Raw genomic sequence first — 22624 nt, 5'->3', positions numbered from 1 at the left:
TGACGCAGATCGCAGAGAGATTAACGGCGCCCGAAATCGTAAGAGGACGGGCTTGGCGGTCGTGAGAAAATAGTTAAGGGCAGTGTTATCAAATGGAACGGAAGCAGCTAACCGATGAAGAGGTAGTCGCCGCGCATCTAGCTGGGGGCGTCGCCACGGAACATTTTCGACAGACGCTAAATGCACTCGTGGAAGAGACGACCGCCGTCGACGCACTGGAATTTCTAGCGCGGGGCGCAATGACGGTGATAATAAATAGATTGAATCAGAAGCCAGAGAAGAAAACGGACCTGCAGCTTTTTCATCTTGAATTGATGCAGGCGCTAGCCCTTTCGCGTCCGCGCGCGTCGGCCGATTCAAAAACCGATTACCCACTGGTCACGGAGCGTATCGTCGAATTGATCGCTCAAAATGCGCAAGCACATCAAGATCAGGCTAAAAGCAAGGTCTCGGCTGACGTGCTCGAGGACTTTCGACAGGAAATGTTGAACCTCATCCAACGTTGGACGCTGGCAGTAAGGGGCGCGCGACAAGGCTATCAAACTCGGCAATATGCCTTAGAGCTAGCGCTGTCGGTCAATGGATCGTTTCGGCATCATTACGGCTGCGAAGCGACCGAAGTTGTCAAGGCGCTCTCCGCAGTCATTGACGTTTGCGAAGACCGGATTAAAGCTCATCTGGAAGACCTGCGATCGTGGATGATGCTGAAACATTCCGGAAAAGGGATGCTGGAGGCTTTCATCCGCAACCTCGAACCCGATGAACAGGCGGAGATATCGTCTCGCGCTGCGATGGTTCAACATGATCGCGAACAATTATTCGCACTTTTGTGGAACATCAACGAACGTCGCTGGATGACGCTCTTCAATTTTTCGTATCTTGATCTGGTCGCAACGGCACCAATCGAACAGAGGCATTCTATCATCGATGTGCTTTCGAAGTTGTCGCTGGATTTCGGCGACGTTACAGAGGCGAACCTTCAACACCTGCACCTTGATAATCCGGTCCAACGCAAACCGCTCATTAGGCTCGACGGTAACAACTTTTTTTGTGCTGGACATCAGATCCTCGGTGTTCACTTGGCCGAGATTGTCGAGAACCTCTGCGGGAAGGGGGACAACCTCAAGAGGGCCGCTGAGAAAGCCCGTGCCGACTGGCTTGAAGGTCGACTAAGCGCGACGGTGCGGCAATTCTTACCTCATGCAGATGTTCACGAGCAGGTAAAATGGAGCGATAACGGTGGCATAACGACGTGGGAATCTGACCTCGTGGCGATCATCGACAAGACCGTACTAATATTCGAAGCGAAGTCAGCTAAGATAAGTGCTCCTGCCCGCCGGGGAGCCCTCCGCAGCTTAAAAGCCGCACTGAACGAACTGATTGTCGCCCCTTCGGAACAGTCGCTCAGATTGAAACAACACATCCTCGGAGCAAGCGGTTCGCTATCATTCATCAGTCGCCAAGGCTCTTTGATCCTTCAGGCAAACGAGGTTCGCGACGTCATTCGAGTAAACATCGTCCACGATGCAGTTGGCCCACTGTCATCACACTGGCCGCAGCTGAAGCACGCTGGGTTTGTTCCCGAAAACTCGGACATCGCGCCAACAATGTCGGTGTTCGATCTAGAAACGGTTTTCGAGCTTGTGCCCAGGGAGCTCGAACGCTGCCACTATCTGAGCAGAAGGGCGGAACTTGAGCGGAATGCAATCTATACAGCCGACGAATTGGATCTTCTGGCCTTGTATTCTAGAACCCGATTCAACATCGGTGAGGACGAATTCGATGGGAGGCATCATCCTTGGTACGGGTTATCCGGGTCTCTGACGTACGTTCCAGACGAAAACCGTCGGATTCGACTTTCCGCGATGTCTGCGATCACCACCGAGTTCTGGGCAAAGCTTTTGGACGCGCTAGAAGATAGGATGCCAGAAGGCTGGACCCGTTTTGGTCATCGCCTGCTGAACGTACATGTTTCCCACCAGAAGCAGATTGAGAAGTCCGTGAAAGAGGGAATAAAAAAGACGCGGAAACGGTCGGATCTTTTCTTTCATTCCGAATTTACTTTCGGCACGCGCGTTAAGATGCAGACGATCTCAGTCGCTGTCGGCGCGGAAGTACCACCATCGCAGTTTGCCCTCAACCTATTGACTTGCGCTGAGAGTGCACGTTCACAGGGAGATCAGGGCGACGTTTTGGTTCTATACTGGTTCATGCCACGTACTTCAGAACCATATGACTTTATTGGACTCGTCAAGCAGCGCCAACCCCAAGCGCCCTACCCGCAACTCAATTTTGCCGGCACTTCCTCGCTAGGCTGACAATCCAATACGCAGAGTCGAATACCTGAAAATCGACGGTGGATTGCGTTGTCTCTATATCGAAAAATCTCCTCGCAGTCGGACAGAGGCTGATCTGCTGCTGGCGTCAATGGATGTTGCGCCCCCAGGTCGAAGATCAAAGTTGCCCTGAATAGGAGCCCGAACTCCGCACAATCCGCGGCGAGGCCTGCGGCGTGACCTCAAGCGTCTCCGCCATGCTAACTGAGGTGAGAGGCTTTGCCATGAACAATCCAACCAGTTCCGGCAGTTTGAACGAGGGTTGTCGGCCTGATAACCTTCGCTCCATTAACTGCTGCGCCAGCGCCAGCCGGTCATGTTCCTTCAGCCCAATTTCTGCGGCCCCAGCCAGGGCGTGAGCAAAGCGCTTCGATTCACAAAGCAAAAAACATCCAGTAAGTTTGCCCGGTTACCATCCTCGAAGCCATTTTGACCATCTTAGGCGATCATTAACCATCTGTATTAACGCGGTAAATTTCGTCAACGGAAGTCAATTGACTTTCTACTTCCGTCACGCAGACGCCAATTTTCGCGGCCTGTCACTATCGATAGGGACCAAGTATCGATAGTGATGGTTTTCGAGTCGCAAATGGCCTAAGCTCGCCGCCAATCACGGCTGCTGGAAGCTTAAAACATGGAAGACCGCGTCAGATTTGCCCTCGAGAAGCTCTTGAACATCGCCCACGACGATACCGGCCAAGGCCGCCGAGTGGCGAACTTCCTGCTCGCCTGGTGGAACGCCGAGGCGCTCGGCGGAGTCGATATCGCTGAGCCTGTTTGCCGTGGATCGCGAGGTGTCCGAGGACATGGCCACCGTGTTCACCTGGCTCGCGCGCGAGGGGGACGCCGTCTATCCGACGGAAACCGTGGCGAGATCGAAGGCATCATCAACGCTGGCGGCCGGAGACGGTCTGAGAAGGGACGCTGTTATGCCACCTTTACTCGGTACGGGTGGTCGGCCTATGTCGCTGGGCGCGGGCAAGTTCGACGAAGCGGCGCTTGACCTCGGCAAACAGCGCCGGCGGCAACGGCCCGAAATAACCGCTGTCGCTGTCGACCGGCCGAATGTCGGGACCCGGCCAGGCAAAGCGGTTGCTTTCGGAAAGCACGATCCAGGAGCGCTCGTCATCGAGCCCGAGCCGCCGCTTGGTTGCCGGCGGAATCTCGATCGCCTCGTCGCCGCGGGCCGGTGGCGTATGGGTGATCGGCAGGACGCGCACGACCGGCGTTCCGTCCTCAAGCGTGGTGACCAGCGCCAGCACCAGGCAGGGGCGGTCCTTGTCGCCCTCCTCGCGGCCTTCGAGATGTTGCCAGTGCCAGAGATACGAATAACGGAAGATGTGGCCGATCTTGATTTCAGTCGGCAGCATGCTTGCGCGTCAGCAGTTCGGCATTGAGATGATCGAAGCCCGACTCCATTTCGGACTTCTCGACCGCGGCGATGTCATCGTCGCTCAGGTCCGCCGTCGCCTCGACGCGACGGTCGCGCCGCGCCAGCCGCAGATAGTCCTCGTAGGCGAGGAGCACGGTCCGCGGTCGGCCATTCTTGGTGATGATCACCGGCTCGCGCACGGCAGCATCCTGATAGGCCCCGAAATTCTTGGAAACTGCCGCGGCGGTCACGGTCGACGTCATCACAAAACTCCTTTTTCCGGAATATACGGATTTTCCGTAATTTCCGCAAGATCGTCGGAGACTAGGGTCAATGATCGACAATCATAGAGGGCCGGAATCGGACAGCCAAGCGGTCCACCGGCGTGCGGAACAGCAAGACGCGCTCGACGCCATCCTGCCCTTCGACCGGCGCGACCAGCTCGCCGCCTTGCTGACCGACGACGATGTCGAAACCCTGAAGCACCTCGCCAGCGAAGGCATGGGCGAAAACACGCTGCGGGCGCTCGCCTCCGATCTCGGCTACCTCGAGGCTTGGTGCCAGTTGGCGACCGGCGCCCCCCTCCCCTGGCCGGCGCCAGAATCGCTGCTGTTAAAATTCGTCGCGCATCACCTCTGGGACCCGGTCAAGCGCGCCGAGGATCCGGCCCACGGTATGCCGGCGAACGTCGAGCTCGGGTTGCGTGCCGAGCGCCTGCTGAGGGCCGACGGACCGCACGCTTCGGGCACGGTGCGGCGGCGGCTGAGCTCCTGGTCGATCCTCACCCGTTGGCGCGGTCTCACTGGGGCCTTCGGTGCACCGTCGCTGAAGAGCGCGCTCCGGCTGGCAGTCAAGGCCAGTAACCGCCCGCGCCAGCGCAAGAGCAAGAAGGCGGTGACCCGCATTATTCTGACGAAACTGCTTGAGGCTTGCGCCGGCGACAGGCCGGTGGATGTGCGCGACCAGGCACTGATGGCTGTCCGACGCGCGAATCAAGAACGGGCCGGTGTTCCGGCGCATCGATCAGTGGGGCAATATCGACCGGCGGGCGCTGACGCCACAATCGGTCAACCTGATCCTGAAAGCCCGCTGCAAACAGGCCGGCCTCGATCCGGCGCTGTTTTCGGCACATGGCCTGAGATCCGGCTATCTGACGGAGGCGGCAAACCGCGGTGTTTCCCTGCCGGAAGCGATGCAGCAGTCACTGCACAAATCGGTGACTCAAGCGGCGAGCTACTACAACAACGCGGAACGAAAGAATGGACGAGCGGCCCGGCTGATCGTCTAGGCGGGACTAAGCGCCGAACAGTGCGTCGGCTCGCCTCTCAAACGACTGCCATTCTTCCGGTTCCGCCTCCGATCTATCGTGCCGGTCAGCGGCCGATGCTGCCCTACCCCAGGCTTCGGCACGCTGCATCAGCGACGCCATCTCTCCCCTCAAATGATGCGAGCGTTGCAGGTCGGCGGCGTACGCGGCGTTCTGGCGGGGATCGTAAAAGACGCCGATTGCCTCGCCGGCGGCCTGTCTCGCCGCCTCCAATTGTTCTTTCAAACTCTCGAGCTCGGCTTTCGCAGCAAAATACTGTCTCATCACCGCGATCAGCTCGCGGTCACTGGCGCTGACTTCCACCATCCCTCCTCCTTGGAACTGCTCATGCCCGGAATTGACTGATAGAATGGCAAAATCACAATAGAGTTCTTGCGGATACGACAAAAGCCCGGCGCGGGAAGAGATCCACCCGGGCTTCGCCTCTGACCGCAGGGGAAAGCCGAACGATTTGTCGCCCGTCCTCTCCAATCGCCGTGGCGGTGGCGCTATTTTTTGCTTCGTTGTTTCATCCGGATGCTGATGGGACCGCCCTCGGCCTGGCGAACTTCGAATTGGCTCGTCTTGCGGATAAGATCGCTGAGTTTTCGGAAGCCGAAGGTGCGGGGGTCGAAATCCGGTGCCAGGTTCAGGAGCTGCTTGCCGACGGTGCCTAAATTGACCCAGCCGTCCTCGGTGTCCTCCTGTGAGAGCACCTTCTTGATCAGCGGAACGGCCGCGTTCGCCGGCTGTAGCGGCTTGTCGACAGTCACTGTGTCCTGCTCGTCCTTGATCGCGCCGGGAAGCAGGTTCTCGGTGTAGACAAACCGTCGGCAGGCTTGACGAAAACTCTCCGGCGTCTTCTGCTCGCCGAAGCCGAACACATCGACACCTTGCTCGCGTATCCGGGCGGCCAGCCTTGTGAAATCACTGTCGGAGGAAACAAGGCAGAAGCCGTCGAAGCGGCCGCTGTGCAGCAAGTCCATTGCGTCAATCACCAGGGTGATATCGGAGGCATTCTTTCCCGTCGTATAGGCAAACTGTTGCTGTGGAATAATAGCGTGTTTCGCTAGCACATCCGCCCACGCCTTGGACCGTGTGCCTGAGAAATCGCCATAGATGCGACGAACGCTAGCCTCCCCCAGTTTGGCAACTTCTTCGAACAACCCGTCGACAATCTTAGCCGACGTGTTGTCGGCATCGATTAGGACCGCAAGGCGTGGTGATCGAGGTTCCGACGGCATGCTATGTTCCCCTCCTCCAGATCGGCAAAGCTTAACAGCCGCTTTGCGGTCGCACTATCCGGCCTTCCGGCCCGTGTCCTGGTTCGCCCGCATCAGTGCCATCAGCATTGGCCCGAGCGAAAACTCGCCGCGCGCCGCCTTCCGCGTGAGATCCCGGAGATAGCCGCCGGCATTGTGGATGTGCCCCGCCCTTTCGAGGATGCATGCGACAGCAACCGCGGCATTCTGCTGTCCCATGACCTCGCAGGCGTCCTGATAGGCTGACGGGCTGACCCCCAGCGTCGATCGCACGACGATCGCCGCGGACATCAGGTCGCGCCAGCTTCCAACCGCGCCGCCCGGCCCATAATCGTTGATCTCTGGGCAGGCCTTCATCACCATGCCCAAAGGAAATGCCTTTATCGGCTCGCTCGTCGGCCGGCTGGTCTGGTTTGACTTCGCCCCCTGCTCATTTCGAGAGCTAGGTTCAAGTTCATTGCTGGATTCGGTATTTGAATTCTGTATGTGGCGTTCGTTTTGAACAGCATTGCTGCTCATATTTTGGGAATCATCGTGGATTTCCAGCCGGTTGATGATTTCCTCGCGGAGCATCTCCATTTCCTCGAGGATTTGCTGTAGATCCGCGATCGTCGGCGTTCGGGGGATGCGCCCGGTCAGGCCGAGGAATATCCCCTCGATGTGTCCCCAGTCGCCGGCAGCCCCCTCCTCCATCGCGGCGCTGATCAGCTTGCGGACGTCGCGCCGGCAGATCGACAACGCTTCCTTGGTGATGCGGAAGCGCTTGCGCTCCGCGGCAACCTGTTGTGCGGCGTGCGCTAGTTCCTCGGCGCGCGCAAGCAGCGGCGCCAGGCTGAAGCCGAACGCCTCTTCGATCCCGCCGGTTTCGTCCTTGCGGGCGTAGCGCTTGCCGTTGGCGCTGTCCTTGCGCTGGATCAGGCCAGCGTCGACCAGCGCGGCGAGATGCCGGCGCAACGTCGTTCCGGCAATGCCGTGCGCACGCACGGAGAGCTGGTCGTTCGATGGGAATACGACCAGGCCGCGGTCCTCCGAGAGCTCGTTGTCCGGATAGAACGTCAGCAGCGCGTCCAGCACCGCCAAGGCGCGGTCCTGGACGCCGAGCACCACCCTCGCCTCGCAGGCGTCGCGAAACACCTTCCATTTGTCGGCTTTCTTACCGGCTTTGATTTCGGCCGTCCGCATCTGCCCTTTGATTTGGGCAAGCGATATCGGCCGCCGCCCGAAGGGCGTCGTCACATTTCCAACCTGCATTTCACTTCCGCCTTCAATTAGGCAAAGAATACCGGCCGCCCAAAACGGACGTTGCGACTCTTGACAGGGATTCGTGGAAATGCGATTCTCGATCTTGCTTAAGGATATGAGAAGGGCTTCCACGACAGTGATGTCTGGGGGCCTTTTTCTTTGCGGTTATTGTCTCCGTTTTTCCTACTGCTCCGACTTCCTGAACGCCTCGTATAGGCTCTCAAGATTGCTAGAAATCCACTGGCCGAATGGCTTCGCATCCTTATTTCTGATGTCGAGCGAGAAGCCTTTCGGTTGTGCCTTTGCCACGACGCTAACCAACTTGTCCTCAGGGACCCAAGCTTGGCCGTTCGGTCTCGAATTGCTGATTTTCTTCTTTGGCGTTTCGGTATCGAGGTGGCGCGTCAGGAGTTCCAAGCGCTGATCGCTATCAGCAGATTGAAATTCCGGAGATCCCGTAAGCTCCCCTACCCTCTCTTCTGCACCGCCGTCACGGAATTTGAGGGCGAGCCTGTACCAACGATCGCGGCCGCTGCTCTTGGCAGGTCCGATGGCGCGAATGACGTCTACAGGGATGTCATTGGTGACGGACATCATCTTGGAAACTACGGTTTTGTCGACCGACAGCGACGCCATAATCACTTCCCGATCGTAACCGCTACGTTCGAGATTGCTCGCAAATACCGCCTTCTCGATGAACGAGAGATCGGCCCTGGCACTGTTTTCTTGCCCTTGGGCGATGACGTGGTTTTTGTTATCGAGCTCCTTAACAACCGCCTTAACAGGTCTGCCGAGCACTCTTGCGGCACGCACCCTTCGATGGCCGAAGACCGTCATGTAACGGCCTTCCAAATCCGGGTGTGGACGCACCAGGATCGCGCTGTCTTGCCCTCTTTGACGAATGGCCTCGACGAGTTCCTCGAAAGCCTCTGTGTTATCACCCATGCGGTCGGCTACGAAGGACGCATCTATTGTTGCGGGGTCCAGTTCCACCACGGTCGCCCCTTCGAGCAATCGTGCCTCGAACTCCTTAGCTGCTTGGGCTTTTTCAGCGAGCTCGTCGATCGATTTCGTTATGGCGCCGAAGGCACCTCGATTGCGGTTTCGCTCCATGGCTGGCGAAAGCGAAGGCGTCGAGTTATCGGGTGCCGGCGCCGAGTTGACCATGGTCAACTTGCGTTCGGTGATAGAGGTCAGGAGGTTCTTTCTGGACATCATCGACCCCACGCTTTGTGGATCAGACCAACGATTTCATCGTTCACGCGATGTAGGGATTCCATTGCCCGGTCATAGGTTGTTCTGGTAAATTGCGAGCGTTCAACCTCGTAAAGTGATTGCTTCGTAATCCCCGCGTCCGATATCGCCGTGCTCTTCAGCATCTCATTGACGAGCACATGCTGCTTAAACAGCGAGCGCATGAAAGCAACCATCTGGCTTTGGGGCCCGTCGGTGGGCTCATACCGCGTCACCAAATAACGGAGCCAGTCGAGACGCATATTGGCGCCGGCACGCTTCAGGGTCCCCATCACCTCTCCCATCATCAGCAGAAACTGACACATCGACATGACGTCGAGCATTTGGGGATGGACAGTGATCAAGATACCCGTCGAGGACGACATAGCTGTGAGGGTCAGGTAGCCAAGTTGCGGCGGGCAATCGATGATGACCACGTCGTAGTTATCCGCAACGTCGCCTAGGGCTTCATCGAGACGACCGAAGAAAATGCGGCCCATGGAGCCGTCATTCCGGGCTAGCGCAAGCGGAGTATCATACTCGTACTCCTGCAGTTCGAGGTTCGCTGGAACGATGTCCAAACCAGGAAAGTTGGTCTTCTTAACCAGCTCCGAAAGAGACTTCCGCTGGTCGTCATACCGAAGGGCTTCATACAGAGATTCATTGTGGTCGATCTCCGGCTGGAATCCGTGAAGGGCTGAAAGCGATGCCTGCGGATCGAGATCGATGGCGAGAACACGGTGTCCCGTAAGCGCAAGATGCTGAGCCAAATGAGCAGTCGTGGTCGTCTTTGCAGAGCCGCCTTTGAAGTTGACAGTAGCAATTACTTGAAGGTGCTCAGCGCCACGTCGGTGGGGTACATATTTGGCCGCAGAACGGCTATTCCTGTCCAGGAAATAGCGCATCTCGAGCATCTGCTCGGCCGTGTAGGAACGCCGGCCGGTTGGTGTTACCATCGGCTGCGGTCCTTTCCCTTCCAAGCTCAAGTTCTTGAGGTATCCGCTTGTGACCCGAAGATATTGCGCGGCCTCCGACAACTGAAACGGCCGCAGCGTTTTTTGGGCATTCGGCGGAAACATCTCAAGGCGATGTTCGTGGAGCATTGCGGAAAGCTCATTCGCTTGCTGGGTGATCAGCAAATCGACTTCCGCAATCTCGTCCTGGATGCTCACTTTCACATTCATCGATAAATCTCGCACATGCACTTTTAAGGCAAATTTGATCTACTAACCGCATGTAGAGGTGATTCTGTCGATCCGGCAAGAGTTTTTAAGTTAACGAAAGGTTAACCGAGATCTCTTGATCAAGAGCGAAGGCCTAAGTTGACCACGGTCAACTCTTGCCGCAAGGGCAAAGAAACTACTCGTAGACCTCGATGCCATCGAGCCTGTTTCGACGGGGCAGAGGGCCGCTAAGCGGCCCTGCTCTCCTCCCGCGCATGCAGCCCGTGCAGATAGTCGGCTGCTGCCTGGGCTTTGGCGGCCGCGGTGATGATGGCGCGCTTGTCCTTCTTCAGCACCTTGAGCCAGCTTTCCAGGTAGGTTGCGGTATTGTCGCGAGGATCGTGAACCACTCCAAGATCAGCGCAGAGGAACGAAGCGGAGAGCTCGGCTACCAGCTCCTCGATGGCGTAGCTTTCACTGCCGAATCGGCCGCTCAAGTCACGGTCCAGGCGATGCTTTGCACCTGACCAGTGCGACATTTCGTGAAGCAAGGTCGAGTAAAGGTGTACCTCGTCGACGAAGCGTGCCCGGTCGGGCATGAGGATGTCGTCGGGGGTTGGACGATAGCAGGCGGTCGTTCCGCCGTAGGCGATAGCCGCGCCGGTGTTGCGGACGAAGGTTTCGACGGTCTCAAGATGCGGAACTGGCGTCGCCGGCAGATCCGCGGCAGGTCGATAGAACCGGTCTGGAAGGTTCTCGATCTGCTCGACGTTGAAGACCGTGTAGCCCTTGAGATAGGGAATTGCGCGTTCGTCGTCATCCTCGCGCTCCTTGGGGGTGAAGGTGCCGTACTTGACGACGAGGGAACCTTTCTCGCCCTTTCGGACCTGGCCGCCGAGATCTTGAGCTTGGCGGTAGGTCATCCAGGTGTTTTCCTCGTAGCCGGCGAGCTCGCTTGCGAGCCACAGCATCAGGACGTTGATCCCGCGATAGGCTTCGCCTGTTGCGCGGCGCGGAACGAGGGAGCCGCGGCTGTTTCCGCGCCAGGGCCGGATCCACGGCTTTGTGCCGGCTTCAAGCTGCTCGATGATGGTATCGGTGATGCGCTGGTAGGTGTCCTTGATGCTCTGCATTACCGTCTCCTTCCGTTGGTTGACGGCAAAAAAACGGAGATAGCAGAAGCGAGCCCATGCACCCGAAGGGCCGCAACAGAGTGGAGGACCGCGCCAGCGGTTGCGTGGGGGAGGGGCTATCGTAGCTTGTCCGTCAAATCACCCAACGGAAGGAGAGGGCGCAGAACATCGGCGCCTCTTGCTCACGGATAGCTCTTGCAGCTTAAAGAGCCGGTGGGCAGGTTACCGCTCGCGATCGTCGTCATCACGCTCCAGACTGCGCTGTGCCGCCATTTGCGCCTCGATCGCCTTCAACTCCGGGTTATGGTCCTGCTGTGGCTGCCGCGCTGGCGCCGGCTGCGATTGCGCCACCTGGGCCGACTGCTCGCGCCTCACTCGGGAAAAGTCCGACCGGGCAGTGAAGGTAATCTCCTCGTCGTCCGGCAACCTCTCCGGCAAATCCGTGCGATCGGCGACGACAATCCCTGTGATCTCCTCGCCGGCGCGGGCGGTGCGGACATGGTGTTGCAGGGGCTCTTCGCCGACCTCCCGCAAGTCTTCGAATGCGGATCGGAGAGCCTCCCGGCGCCCCGGGTTCATCGCGTCCTCAATCGCATGCTTCATCGCGGGACTGGACGGGTCGTTTGTGGTCTCGATCGACGCCTCGATCATGCGCGGCTTGGTGATTACGGAGAAGTCGATTTCGTGGCCGTAATGGCAGCCCAGCTCGGAAATAAACGCTTCCTGGGCACGTCCGTTTCCCTCTCTGAATGGATGCACATAGTTCAACTCTGAGAGGACTTTCCCGGCGCGCTCAGCGAACTCCTCAGGCGTTGCATTGCGAAGGGCCTGTGGATCTCGGATCGGCTTCAGCGCCCCGTCCAGACCCATTTCTAGGCGCGAGCCGGGCAGGAAGGACGTGCCGCCCTTAGAGACGCCGCCGATCGGCTCTACGCGCTGACCCTCAACGACGGGACTTTCGTTGCGCGTATGACCGGCCCATTCGTACACATCCTGAAAAATGTAGCCGTGAATCGCCTTCAGGTGAGCTTTGTCGAAATTGCCTTTCGGGCCGTCTCCTTCAGCAATTTCCTGCATCCGCACGGCGGTCGCGCGATATTCTTTCACGCGCAGCTCGGAATCGGTTTCAATTCCCCATCTGTTTTTCAGAACGTTCGTCCGGTCTGGATCGTCCGACCTGTTGGGATAGGTGTAGGAACCTTTGAGGCGCTCATCAGCCATGGAGAAGCTCAACAAAAAGCCGCCAGCTCTAAGCAGGCGGCCTTCTGCTCTTAAAGGTTGATCGGGAGGTTATCTGACAGGCGGCTCGATCATGAGCTGCCGGTATTCCTCGCGGGTGATGTCGCCGGCGACATACCGCGCGGTCGCCTCCTCGAGAGCAGGATCGTGAACGTAGCCCTGCCGGATATTGGCAGCGCGCGCCTGCTCGGCGGCCTTGCGCCTCTTCTCGATAGCTTCCGGGGAACGATCCGGACGGCGGGAATGAACGTTCATCGGCAAATCTCCAGTTACGGGCCACCCTAGCAGAAAAAATGCTGAAAATCCAGCACTTTGCCGGATTCTCCGGCCTTTCGAAGGTGGGCGCCCGGCTGCTCGCCGGGCGCTGTGAACGGTTTAATCGCGGGGTTCCCATTCGATGATCGCCTGCAGGGAGGCGTCGTCCTGGCCGGGGAACCGGCCGAGATTGGCGTTGTAGCGAAGCTTGCGGATAGAGAGGGTGTAGTACGGCTTGCCGTCCTGGTTATCTTTCTTCCAGATGCCGCCGACCTCGATGTCATGGCCGCGCGGTGACTTGGCGTAGACGCGGTGCGTCGGAGCCTTTTCATTGTCGGACGCGAACGGCACAACCTTGATGTCCATGTCGCGGTCGATGGTGGAGATGAGGCCGGCGCCCTTTGCGGTGTCGAGGTTGTCGCCGTCGAACTGGATGTAGTTGGTGATGTTCATGTCTTTCACTCCTCTTTGGTGGTTGCGATGATCGTTCCAAGGCACGGCGGAAAGCGGTGCGCACCGTAGGCCGGAGCGTGAGCGGAGGAGGCGAGAGGCCGCAAAAATTTGCTTCGCGAGGAAGCCGAAGGCGGGGAAATTTTTGTGGCGTCCGCTTTGCGTAAATCGCGTCGACGTGCGAACGAGCGTCAAAAGCAACCGCCCTGGAGGAGTATGGCTTGAACCGTTTTGGCAACGTTTCCCCGTTTGTCAGCGACGTACCAACCGCACAATTTGCGCCAATATGCTGCAATTAAGCAGCCTGATCAACGGGTTTTCCGGCAATTCCGACGGCGATACTGAAGCAATATGGCTCGCGAACCATCGGCGCCAATGCTCCGTACTGGATATCTCGCGGGTCACTGGTTTCCGGAAGATTTGGCACGACGATAGACGTGCGGCCTATCGATCTCGGCCGACCACATGCCAAAGCCGTTATCGCGAGCGCGGTTCTCGGCCTGGCCGTACTCGACCTCGCTGATTGAGTGGGTCGCCGGCAGATACCGCAGCATTGCCTCTGCCAGTCCGGCGTTCACCATCGCAAGGCCGATATCGACGTCTCCAATGAAGCAGTGGCCCACCAGGCGGCGATACTGGTCCTGATCGATAATGTCGCAGCGAACGTGCTGGCCGTCGATCATTTTTCCAAGATAGCTGCGAGCTGCGACGCCACAGCGCCAAACCTTCCCGTCTTTCAATCCGGTCTGGTCGCGCTCGCAAGCATCGATGGCCGCGATCCTGATCCGCTGATTCCTGATACTGATGGTGTCGCCATCGATCACGCGGGCACGGCCGGAATAATCGGCCGCCTCCGCCGGCCCGTGAACGATGACGAGGGCCGCGAAAAGCGCCGGCAAAGCGTTACGTCTCAATGTCTGACCTCCATGGAATTTCGGGCGGCGAGCCCGAAGACAGAGCGGGCGAGATGCAATTCGCCCGCGGCGGCGCGGTCCGTCATAGCCCGCAAATATCCTCCCGGCGAGCTGACTTCCTGCCGGTCGTATTTCTCAAGTGTCACGGCAACGGCGACGGCGGCTTGCTGCTCGCCCATCTGCTCCACGGCGCGAGCGCGGGCATCCTCGGAGATCCCGGCAAACCGGCACATCAGCGGCACGGCCCGCGCCAGGTCGGCCCAAGTGGTGGGGACAAACCCGTAGGTCTTCAACGCTGGCACCGCCCTAAGCACGTCTTGCAATGCCACCATTGCGTGCCGCAAGCGCCGTGGCTGGTTGATTTCGCTCCGGCGCCGCCTCAGGCTTTCTTCAAAAGCCCATTTGCTGGCGGAGCCAGCCTTTGGCGAACTGAGTTGTTCGGCGTAAGCCGAACGCCGTTCCTCACTACTATCGTCAAAGGGATGAGGGGTTGTAATCTGTTTGTGCATGCCGTTTTCGACATACGGGCATGTCATATTTTGCGTTTTCTGCGCTTCTGCCGATCGGCGCGGGAGCTGCATCATCCGCTCTATCAACCACTCCAGAAGAGCCGTTGCCCGCCGTAGCACGCGACTCGATGCCTTGCCGGCGATTCCGACAATGTTGCTCACCCGCTCGATCCGGGCGCCGAGACGGCTCAAAGAATCCTCCGAGAGACGCGCGGCGGCCGCGAGGGCATAGCGAGCATTGCGAAGCGCCCCACGATAGCGCCGCAGCGCCGCGTCGGCGGCTTTCTTCTGAGACCTTGCCTGTCTCACGAGCTCGTCAAGCTCGGCATATCGCACGATCAAGATGCGAAGGTCGATCCCGCAACCGTCCGTGATCTCGCCGTCGCCATTGCGGATGGGATAGCGCTTATAGTTGCCGCTGTCCTGCATCGTGATCAGGCCAGCGTCGAAGAGGCTGGATAGCATGCGGCTGACGCGACCGACCGACCGGCCAATTTCGAAGGCCAGTTGCTGGTTCGACTTGAATACGATCAGACGGCCGGACCTGTCGAACGAATCAGCGGGAACCGTGTTGATCAGCGCTACCAATAGGTGGCTTTCGGTCCCGTTGATTAGCCCTGTGCATGTCAGGCTTTGCGCAAGCACGGCCAATTGGGCACGCGTCACGGTTCCGATATCCGCCGACTCTGCCAAACGCCGGAATTGCGCGCGCTGCGGCGTTATCCTGCGGCCGATTGGCCGCTGATGAATTTGGGTATTCCCCATTCCTCGTCTCCATTTAGGGACCCAGGCAAAGCTTCGCCGTTCACCGACCAGGTGCTTTTGCAATTGACAGGGAAGGGAGGGTCTGCGAGAAAGGATTCGGCTTATTTATCTACTCTTTGACCCCCGCTTCCGGACTTGTTCGGGAGCGGTTTTTCTTTTCTGGTCTGGCCTGTCATCTCCGTGAAATTTGATAAGAATGCGTGAGCGCCGGAATCACGAGTGATTCCGCCATTTGAAAAATAACCTGATAAACCAAAAAGGTGCAACAACGTGCTACACGCAAAAGTCTGTAGGGCGTGTGTTAGGCCGAGAATGCCCTTATTTCTTAGTGGCTTGCCGCTTTAATGCTGATTTGAAACGCCGACTTTGAGCCGCAAGACTGAAGCAATTTGATGCACTACAATTCCTGAATGCAAGAAAACGCGGGTGGGATGGGGAGTTTGAGGGGAGGGGTATCGGGCCTCCCCTCAACATGATTGTGGGCCAGGTCGATCCTGGCCCACGGTCATCGTCGGTTGTGCAATCGGGAAGGGCCGATCACGCGGGAGGAACGTAACCGGCCCGCGGCTGAACTCACTCAGCCGCTTGGGGGAACTGCTCGTCTTCGGCGATGCTCTCGCGTTCAGGCTCCTGTTCTGCCTCGGCGGGGGCTATGCGCACCGGGCCCGGTATCCAGCCGCTTCCGGCAACAACGCGATCTGCGATCGCGACGGCTTCGGACTTCTTGGCTGCGGCTCTCACTGACAATTCCGCTTCGCTGCCTCGCGCCTCGGCCACCGAAAGTTCAATGGTCGTTCGGTTGACGTGCTTGAAATAGCTGTCGCCGGTCGTCTCAAACCAATCTGGCATGTTCACCTTGAGCGCTCGGCCAAGCTGGTTCGCCTGCTCGATGCCCTTCTTCCGGTCTGTGAACTTCTTCTCCACCGCGTTGACAGAGTGCGCCGCGCCGAAAGCCAGAAGCGACAGCACCATGTCTTGCGGCTGATCCAACAGCCAATCGAACAGATCGGCAGGGCTTCCCGGCAGGTGATGGCCGTAGTTCTCCGCAAGGTCATTGAAGGCTGAAAGCCCCTTGCAGCTTTCGGCGTGCTTCATCGACGGGTCCAAGCGTTCGTGCGTGAGCGACAACTGTAGGGCGCTCTGCTCCGAATTGTACGGATAAGCCACGCGCAGCAGCATCGCATGAACGACGGCAACAAGCGCCACGCCCGGATTATTCGCCAGTTCGATACGCAAAGCAGCGGTCTTGTGAGCCGTCAGGTCCTCGATTAGCGCCGCGGAATGGCTGATGCTCGGTGCCTTGGGCTTTGCCGCGCCGCTGGCGCTCGGCGAGCCTTCGCCGTCCTCGTTCTCATCTCCCGCCGCCTCGACTTCTCCCGGCTTCACAAAGCCGCGCTCGATCGCAAGCCGACCGTAATAGTCGAGGAACACGAAGGTTCCCGCCTGTTCCAACGCCTCCGCGCTATAGGCCTCCAATCGGGCATTGAGAGTGTCGATCCGCTTTTCGACGTCAGACAGCTTCGCCTCTGCCTCGTCGTCGGCCATGCCGCTTTCAATCAATTCGGCCAGCTCGTCATATTCTGCCTGTGCGGCATCAAGCGCCGCCTGATCTTCTTCGGAAAGAGGTAGAGCCTCGGGATAGTGGCGCTTCATCGCATGATAACCCGCAGGGGCCGTGGCGGAGCACTCGACCCATTTCCAGCCTTCGGCACGAACTGTCGCGGCGGCCGTCTCGAGCTTTTCAGCCACGAGTCTTTCGACCAAGGCAACGTCCATCGCGTAACCGGCGTTTCGCTCGTCAAAAAGCTCACGCTGAACCTGTCCACCGGCTTCCTCGTAAGCCTCCAGCCCGCCGATGAACTGCACACGCTTATCCGTTGCGGGAATCATTTCCTCGGTCAGCGCTCGCTGGATCGAATGAGGGTCGCGGTTCCAAGAAGCAAGCGAGTTCCAGATGGTCACCTGCCGTTCGTGATCATCGCTGACCGTGAAGGCCGATAGCTGCGCGAAGCTCATGTCCTCGTCGCGGAACTGCTGCAAAAGGATCGGCGAAACGCGGGCCAGAGCCAGCCGCTTGCGGACAATGGTTTCGGTCGTGCCGAACCGCGCGGCAATGTCGGCAATCTCCTTTCCCTGCTTGGCTAATGCGTCAAATGCCTCGTACTGGTCAACCGGGTGCATTTCCTCGCGCATGACGTTCTCTGCGAGGCTGATTTCAGTGGCGATCTCCACTTCGCGTTCCTTGCACTCGACGGGGTAATCCTGGGCGATCTCGCCCGCCTCCGCCAACAGCCTGAGCGCAGCCAATCGGCGGCCGCCGGCGACGACGAAATAGCGGCCCTTCTTGTCGCCCTTGCGAACAACGAGGTTCTGCAGAAGCCGGTAGCCGTCGGCTCGAATGTTTGCCGCCAGCGCCTCGATGCCCTCGGCGCTGTAGGTCCTGCGCACGTTCATCGGATCGGCGTCCAGCTTGCTCAATGCAACGGTGATGATGTCAGTCATGATGGTTCCCTTTTCCCTATTCCCGCGAAGCGGCCTCATGCCCGAACGGGCAGGAGCCCCGCTCCTGCTCCCCGAGCTCGCGCGGAGCAGCGGGGAAGAGGGGGGGCAAGGGGATAAATCGGAGGGGGATCACCCGCCCGAAGGGGCGACGTATGATCCGCTCATGCGGATCCGCGTCGATCCTGCACGGAGCGAGCTAAAGGCGAGCGGAGGAAGGACGGGGAGACCGATTTTCCCCTTGCAGGGGAGAGGGGGCAGCGCGCCCTTTCCCCACTGAAGCAAACAAATGAGCATACCAGGCGCAGGCGCAGTCGGAGCCAGTTCGCGCGCCGCTTGACCGGTCAAAAGGGCAGCCGCAGGAGGTTAAGCATAGCGCCGCCCGAAGGCGGAAACCGGGACCGACTGCCCCCGGCAAGCGGTTCCATGTAAAACTCCGCCCTCTGGTGCCGGCGTTTCCCACAAGCCTCCGGCAAACCCTGCGGCGCTACCTGGCGGGCGCGGGTAGCCTTCGGCTGCTCCCCTTTCCTGAGGTGCGCTGCGGCCGCTTATGCCGGGCGTGCCGGCGCGGCTGGAAAACGAGATCAATTTGAGGCGACAGCTTCGGTCCGGTACATAGGGGTGAGCCGAATTACAGTGCCACAGGGACCGGACAGCGGCTCTGCAGGGCTAACCTGCCATTTCAGGTCGCACTGACCACTTCAGCCGGGTTCGACGTTCGCATGGCAAAATCGCGGCCGGATGCTCAGATCAGGTTCAGGCCAAAACTCCGATTACAATCCTTCTCATTTCCATTGCCTTGCACCTAGACGTATAATGCCTCGGTAGCAAAAGCGTCTCTTCCAGGAACTATTGTACTGGTCATCACGCTTTGGTACGGGCACGGCATCCACGTTTTTTTGGCGGGCAAGCTGAGCCAGCCGGCGTAGGAAGGCACTATCCTGTGGCGAAAGACGAAACAGTCGAGCCAAGCAAACGTGATTTTCTCTACTTGGTGACAGCCATGGCCGGCGTCGTGGGTGTCGGGGCTGCCTCCTGGCCATTCATCGATCAGATGCGTCCTGACGCCTCGACGCTTGCGATGGCCTCCATCGAGGTTGACGTATCGTCTCTCGTCGAAGGTACGTCACTGACGGTCAAGTGGAGAGGTCGGCCAGTCTTCATTCGCAACCGCACCCAGCAAGAGATCGAGACGGCCAGGGCGGCTGCACTTGCTGATCTTAAGGATCCGCTGGCGCGCAACGCCAACCTTGTCGATGACCAGCCCGCAACCGATCTTGCCCGCTCTGCCGGGGAGGGGAGGGAGAACTGGATTGTCATGATCGGAGTCTGCACGCACCTGGGCTGCGTGCCGCTTGGACAGGCGGGTGACTTCGGCGGCTGGTTCTGCCCCTGTCACGGGTCGCACTACGACACCGCGGGTCGCGTCCGCAAGGGACCCGCACCTGAGAACCTTGCAATTCCCAGCTTCGAGTTCATCTCCGAAACAGTCGTTCGCATCGGATAATACTGCACCAGTCTACGAGCGGTCTGGTTTGTCGTTCGACAGGTCGGTCACGAGAATCGGGGTTCCGTCCGGCACCCGTTCAAAAAGGTCGATAACATCCTGGTTGATCATTCGGACGCAGCCGGACGAAACATGCTGTCCGATGGTCCACCATTCGGGCGATCCGTGGATCCGGTACAGCGTGTCCTCGCCGTCTTTGAAGATGTACAGGGCGCGCGCGCCCAGCGGATTGTCCGGGCCCGGCTCCATGCCACCGTGCTCCAAGCTATATTTTTCCAGTTCCGGCTCCCGCTGCACCATATCTTCGGACGGGATCCAGCGCGGCCACTTGCGCTTGTATTGCACCACACCACGGCCCGACCACTCGAATCCGGCGCGGCCCAGCGCGACGCCGTAGCGCATCGCCTGGCCTTTGACCTGGACGAGATAGAGGAAGTGCCTTCCTACGTCGACCACAACGGTTCCGGGCGGCTCGCCTGTCGGATCGGCCACAGCCTGCCGGCGGTATCGGGCATCGATTTCTTCAAGGGGGATCGCCGGCACAGGATAAGGCTCCGTTGGCCGTTCGCCGTACATCTCCGCGAGGATGGAGCTTGCGCCTGCGGCAGGCACCGTGCGACCCGTTTTGTTCGGCTCACTCAGGGCTGCAGTTCGGCCCGCAACGCACAGCGCCGCGGTGGCAGCGAATCTCAAGAATGAGCGGCGGCAGACCTCATGGCGGTACATCTTTCCTCACCTGCCTCCATATCCCGCATGCGCGGGGCGGACCACAACGAGACGCGTTGGCTTTGATCCACGCAGTTTGAACGGCGGGGGGCGGGCGGCGGTTCCGCTGGATGGCGGAAATGATGATCGCCGCCGACGCCTTGCCGTGATACGGTATAGCTGGCGCATGAAACCATGGGAGGTGGGAATGCGTGAACATGTACTCGCACTTGTGGCTATGATGCTCGCCGCTCCGGCCGCGGCTGCCGAGGAAGCTCTTGTCTTCCATACAGCACAATTCCAAGATGCCACCGTCAGCTTAAGGCTCGTCAGCAACAGGACGACCGGACAACCCGGATTCGACTACGACGTCATCATCTCGCTTTCGCAGACCAATGCTCTTAGCGGCAGGGTCTACAACGATCCGGGAAAGCATCGGGCATTGGTCAAGTGCGGCGAGCCGGCCAAGGTGTCGGTCAGGGGTGTCGACTACATGGTACCCATATCCGGCGCAGGAGGAGACTGGAAGGCGGACCTCTGGAGGGCTGTCTGCGAGACGCCTGTGTCGTAGCCCGGCGTATTATGCCCGCCTGAGGAATCGGTCGTCCGCAACAGATACCAGACGTCTATCGGCAGCCTCCGCCCCGGCAGAGCGGCTGACGTCACAGACATCCACGCTGCGGGCGGAACCGGACTCTGGAGCCGCGCCACCAGGTTGGATGAGATCACGAGGGAGGCGTCGAGCGACTTCGCCAGCGTTTCAAGGCGCTGGGCCACGTTTACCGCGTCTCCGATGACCGTGAACTCGCTGTGGCAGCCGCTGTCTAGCACGCCACCGACCACAGTGCCGTAGTGCAGCCCGATTGCAGCGTCGAGGGCGGGATGGCCGTTCCGAAAGCCGTGGTTTCTCCAGTCGCTAAGCGTGTCGACCAGATCGAGCGCGCATGCAAGTGCCCGGTCCGCATCGTCCTCCGTCGGCCGCGGCTGTCCGAACACTGCCATTACCCCGTCGCCGATGAACTTGTCGACCGTCCCGCCATGGTCAAAGATGGTCTGCGAGACGAGCTGACGATATTCAGCAAGCACGAAGGCCAACTCGCGGGCAGTGGCGGTTTCCGTAAAGCTGGTAAAATCGCGAAGATCGACGAACATTATCGCTGCATTGCGGCGCTCGAGCCCGAGCGTTTGACCCCGCTCCTGCAGTTCCGAGACGATCAGCGGGGAGAAGAACCGGGAGAGATTGTGCCGCCGTCGGTCCGCCTTGAGGGCTTCCTTGCGCGTCCGGTCGTGATCCCTCGCAAGCAGGTAGATCGCAAAGGCCGTAAAGCCAAAGCTGACCGTCAGGCCGAGGTCCTGGTTGAAGAAGGAAGCGAGTAGCGAAATGGCGTCCGCGGTGTGGTGCCTGACTGCGGTGATCGCCAGCATGGCCACCCAGGCGATGAGGACGATGCCGGAAAAGACGAGCACGAGACGGCGCTCAAGCTGGAGCCCGGCGTGATTGAGCAGGATGAAGGCGACGACCAGGCTGGTGGTGGTAAGATTGTGGTTCTCGGTCACCGGCCCGGCGAGGATATGCGCGTACAGGATCAAGGAGACGAGCAGCGCGTCCAGTACGACGAAGAACGTCTTGAGCCAGGAGCGCCCAGGAACATATCGGGCCGTCGCCACCGCAGCGATGCTGATGGCCAGATAGCTGACGATGACGATCGAGTGGGTGCCTTCCGCCCCTTCATTGCCGCCGAGTAGAAAATTCGCGACCAGGATCGCGAACGCGACGAACCGCAAGATGATCGAGCGGAATTCCCTGGCGAAGTCCCACTGAGGGTGAAGCGAAGACGTCATGTCCTACCGCGTGTAGGTGGAGATGCTTCTCCGGTCATCGGATGAAGCGAGGGGAAGGGACCCGGTCAACCGCCGACCGCGTCCCTTCGTTTCACTACTTGACCTGCGTCACGGTAAGCTTGCCGTTGACGCGCTCGGCGACGAACTCGACGTTCGCACCTTCCTTCAGCTTCTCCAGGATCGCGTCATCCTGGACGCGGAACACCATCGTCATGGCGGGCATTTCGAGGCTCTTCAATTCCTCGTGAATCAGCGTAACCTTCTTCGCCTTGGCATCGACCTTCTTGACGGTGGCCTTTGTGAACTCCTGTGCGAGAGCGCCGTAGGCTGCTCCGAGGGCCAGCGCAGAGGCGAGCGTGAGCTTGATGAGAGTTTTCATGTTGGGCTCCTTTCGATGATCACTTCTTGGCAACGGTGACATCGCCGTGCATGCCGGCGTCGTAGTGGCCGGGAACGAGGCAGGCGATCTTGAACGTTCCGTCGTTCGTGAACTTCCAGACGATCTCGCCGGACTCGCCGGCGGCGAGACGGATGGCGTTCGGATCGTCGTGCTCCATGTCGGGGAATTTCTCCATCACCGCCTTGTGCTCCATGATCTTGTCCTCCTGGTCGAGCACGAACTCGTGGTCGAGCTCGCCCGCGTTCTTGATCGCGAAGCGGATGGTCTGGCCCTTGCGGACCTTGAAGGTCGATGGCGTGAAGATCATCTTGCCGTCGTCGGTCTCCTTCATCGTCACCTGAATGGTCTGGGTGGCGTTTGCTTTCTTGCCCGGCTCGCCTACAGCCATGGCCTCGCCGTGCCCGCCTGCGTGATTGCCGCCGGCGAGCGCCGGAGTGGCAAGCGCGGCGACGAGAAGTCCGAAGATTTGAGCTTTCATTGTATGGTCCTTAG

The 22624-nt window shown here is 59.3% G+C and carries 23 protein-coding genes and 2 pseudogenes; 5 read left to right on the top strand and 20 right to left on the bottom strand.

Features of this window, described 5'->3' with window-relative positions:
* Nucleotides 1-92 precede the first annotated feature (92 nt).
* Nucleotides 93-2318: a hypothetical protein gene (locus tag BHD07_RS26925; protein ID WP_338283832.1), complete on the top strand. Its 2226-nt coding sequence runs from the start codon at nt 93-95 to the stop codon at nt 2316-2318.
* Between the two features lie 136 nt (nt 2319-2454).
* Here BHD07_RS26925 and BHD07_RS26920 read toward each other — a convergent pair.
* Nucleotides 2455-2697: pseudogene (locus BHD07_RS26920) on the bottom strand (helix-turn-helix domain-containing protein); the annotation flags it as partial.
* Nucleotides 2698-2970: 273 nt separating this feature from the next.
* Here BHD07_RS26920 and BHD07_RS32000 point away from each other — a divergent pair.
* Nucleotides 2971-3339 carry a DUF7673 family protein gene (locus tag BHD07_RS32000; RefSeq protein WP_420376731.1) on the top strand — a complete coding sequence of 123 codons (369 nt, stop codon included), beginning with the start codon at nt 2971-2973 and terminating at the stop codon, nt 3337-3339.
* Here the strand turns inward: BHD07_RS32000 and BHD07_RS26910 are convergent.
* From BHD07_RS26910 to BHD07_RS26900, 3 genes are all read right to left on the bottom strand, one after another.
* A complete protein-coding gene (locus BHD07_RS26910) occupies nt 3275-3706 on the bottom strand; it encodes a plasmid maintenance toxin (PemK-like) (RefSeq protein ID WP_153313798.1) in 432 nt (143 codons plus the stop codon). The genes BHD07_RS32000 and BHD07_RS26910 overlap by 65 nt on opposite strands.
* Nucleotides 3693-3971 carry a type II toxin-antitoxin system Phd/YefM family antitoxin gene (locus BHD07_RS26905; protein WP_153313797.1) on the bottom strand — a complete coding sequence of 93 codons (279 nt, stop codon included), beginning with the start codon at nt 3969-3971 and terminating at the stop codon, nt 3693-3695. The genes BHD07_RS26910 and BHD07_RS26905 overlap by 14 nt, the downstream gene beginning before the upstream one ends.
* 67 nt (nt 3972-4038) lie before the next feature.
* A complete protein-coding gene (locus tag BHD07_RS26900) occupies nt 4039-4194 on the bottom strand; it encodes a hypothetical protein (RefSeq protein WP_318851711.1) in 156 nt (51 codons plus the stop codon).
* On the opposite strand from BHD07_RS26900, the pseudogene BHD07_RS26895 reads away from it, so the two are divergent.
* Nucleotides 4123-4996 (top strand): annotated as a pseudogene (locus BHD07_RS26895) (integrase). The gene BHD07_RS26900 and the pseudogene BHD07_RS26895 sit on opposite strands and share 72 nt — an antisense overlap.
* A 6-nt stretch (nt 4997-5002) precedes the next feature.
* On the opposite strand, the gene BHD07_RS26890 reads toward BHD07_RS26895, so the two are convergent.
* The 12 genes from BHD07_RS26890 to BHD07_RS26835 form a co-directional block, all read right to left on the bottom strand.
* Entirely contained in the window at nt 5003-5338 is a 336-nt protein-coding gene (locus BHD07_RS26890) for a hypothetical protein (RefSeq protein ID WP_318851710.1), read from the bottom strand.
* Nucleotides 5339-5523: 185 nt separating this feature from the next.
* The gene (locus BHD07_RS26885) at nt 5524-6258 is read right to left on the bottom strand and encodes an NYN domain-containing protein (RefSeq protein WP_153313795.1); all 735 of its coding nucleotides are present in this window, start codon (nt 6256-6258) and stop codon (nt 5524-5526) included.
* Nucleotides 6259-6312: 54 nt separating this feature from the next.
* Nucleotides 6313-7527 carry a plasmid replication protein RepC gene (gene repC, locus BHD07_RS26880; protein WP_153313794.1) on the bottom strand — a complete coding sequence of 405 codons (1215 nt, stop codon included), beginning with the start codon at nt 7525-7527 and terminating at the stop codon, nt 6313-6315.
* Nucleotides 7528-7701: 174 nt separating this feature from the next.
* A complete protein-coding gene (repB, locus tag BHD07_RS26875) occupies nt 7702-8736 on the bottom strand; it encodes a plasmid partitioning protein RepB (protein WP_153313793.1) in 1035 nt (344 codons plus the stop codon).
* Nucleotides 8733-9935, bottom strand: coding sequence for a plasmid partitioning protein RepA (gene repA, locus BHD07_RS26870; protein WP_012881175.1), 1203 nt, complete (start codon nt 9933-9935; stop codon nt 8733-8735). The genes repB and repA overlap by 4 nt, the downstream gene beginning before the upstream one ends.
* A 227-nt stretch (nt 9936-10162) precedes the next feature.
* Nucleotides 10163-11047, bottom strand: coding sequence for an ArdC family protein (locus BHD07_RS26865; RefSeq protein WP_128205234.1), 885 nt, complete (start codon nt 11045-11047; stop codon nt 10163-10165).
* Between the two features lie 222 nt (nt 11048-11269).
* Nucleotides 11270-12268: a Fic family protein gene (locus BHD07_RS26860; protein ID WP_338283831.1), complete on the bottom strand. Its 999-nt coding sequence runs from the start codon at nt 12266-12268 to the stop codon at nt 11270-11272.
* Between the two features lie 69 nt (nt 12269-12337).
* Nucleotides 12338-12541, bottom strand: a complete 204-nt coding sequence (locus BHD07_RS26855; RefSeq protein WP_012881325.1) for an antitoxin VbhA family protein — start codon at nt 12539-12541, stop codon at nt 12338-12340.
* 120 nt (nt 12542-12661) lie between these two features.
* On the bottom strand, nt 12662-12994 hold the full coding sequence (locus BHD07_RS26850) for a DUF736 family protein (protein ID WP_015241541.1): 333 nt from the start codon (nt 12992-12994) through the stop codon (nt 12662-12664).
* A 398-nt stretch (nt 12995-13392) separates the two neighbouring features.
* On the bottom strand, nt 13393-13890 hold the full coding sequence (locus tag BHD07_RS26845; protein ID WP_127615513.1) for a thermonuclease family protein: 498 nt from the start codon (nt 13888-13890) through the stop codon (nt 13393-13395).
* An 11-nt stretch (nt 13891-13901) separates the two neighbouring features.
* Nucleotides 13902-15179: a plasmid replication protein RepC gene (repC, locus tag BHD07_RS26840; RefSeq protein ID WP_153313800.1), complete on the bottom strand. Its 1278-nt coding sequence runs from the start codon at nt 15177-15179 to the stop codon at nt 13902-13904.
* 573 nt (nt 15180-15752) lie between these two features.
* Entirely contained in the window at nt 15753-17681 is a 1929-nt protein-coding gene (locus BHD07_RS26835) for a ParB/RepB/Spo0J family partition protein (RefSeq protein ID WP_153313792.1), read from the bottom strand.
* 940 nt (nt 17682-18621) lie between these two features.
* On the opposite strand from BHD07_RS26835, the gene petA reads away from it, so the two are divergent.
* Entirely contained in the window at nt 18622-19185 is a 564-nt protein-coding gene (gene petA / locus BHD07_RS26830; protein ID WP_015241537.1) for a ubiquinol-cytochrome c reductase iron-sulfur subunit, read from the top strand.
* 12 nt (nt 19186-19197) lie between these two features.
* Here petA and BHD07_RS26825 read toward each other — a convergent pair whose 3' ends face one another.
* On the bottom strand, nt 19198-19911 hold the full coding sequence (locus BHD07_RS26825; RefSeq protein WP_015241536.1) for a L,D-transpeptidase: 714 nt from the start codon (nt 19909-19911) through the stop codon (nt 19198-19200).
* Between the two features lie 187 nt (nt 19912-20098).
* Between BHD07_RS26825 and BHD07_RS26820 the strand changes: the two genes are divergently transcribed.
* A complete protein-coding gene (locus BHD07_RS26820) occupies nt 20099-20461 on the top strand; it encodes a hypothetical protein (protein ID WP_153314794.1) in 363 nt (120 codons plus the stop codon).
* On the opposite strand, the gene BHD07_RS26815 is transcribed toward BHD07_RS26820, so the two are convergent.
* The 3 genes from BHD07_RS26815 to BHD07_RS26805 all read right to left on the bottom strand — a co-directional run bounded on the left by BHD07_RS26815 (nt 20380) and on the right by BHD07_RS26805 (nt 22610).
* Nucleotides 20380-21732, bottom strand: coding sequence for an adenylate/guanylate cyclase domain-containing protein (locus tag BHD07_RS26815; RefSeq protein ID WP_127670391.1), 1353 nt, complete (start codon nt 21730-21732; stop codon nt 20380-20382). The genes BHD07_RS26820 and BHD07_RS26815 overlap by 82 nt on opposite strands.
* Before the next feature lie 94 nt (nt 21733-21826).
* Complete coding sequence (locus BHD07_RS26810) at nt 21827-22111, bottom strand: copper-binding protein (protein ID WP_015241533.1); 285 nt, start codon at nt 22109-22111, stop codon at nt 21827-21829.
* 19 nt (nt 22112-22130) lie between these two features.
* Complete coding sequence (locus tag BHD07_RS26805) at nt 22131-22610, bottom strand: cupredoxin domain-containing protein (RefSeq protein WP_127510402.1); 480 nt, start codon at nt 22608-22610, stop codon at nt 22131-22133.
* Nucleotides 22611-22624: the final 14 nt, after the last annotated feature.

It is taken from the genome of Sinorhizobium sp. KGO-5 (assembly GCF_036245905.1).
GTDB classification, from domain to species: domain Bacteria; phylum Pseudomonadota; class Alphaproteobacteria; order Rhizobiales; family Rhizobiaceae; genus Sinorhizobium; species Sinorhizobium meliloti_A.
The sequence above is the reverse complement of the archived record's forward strand: the minus strand, read 5'-3'. Positions and strand labels throughout refer to the sequence as shown.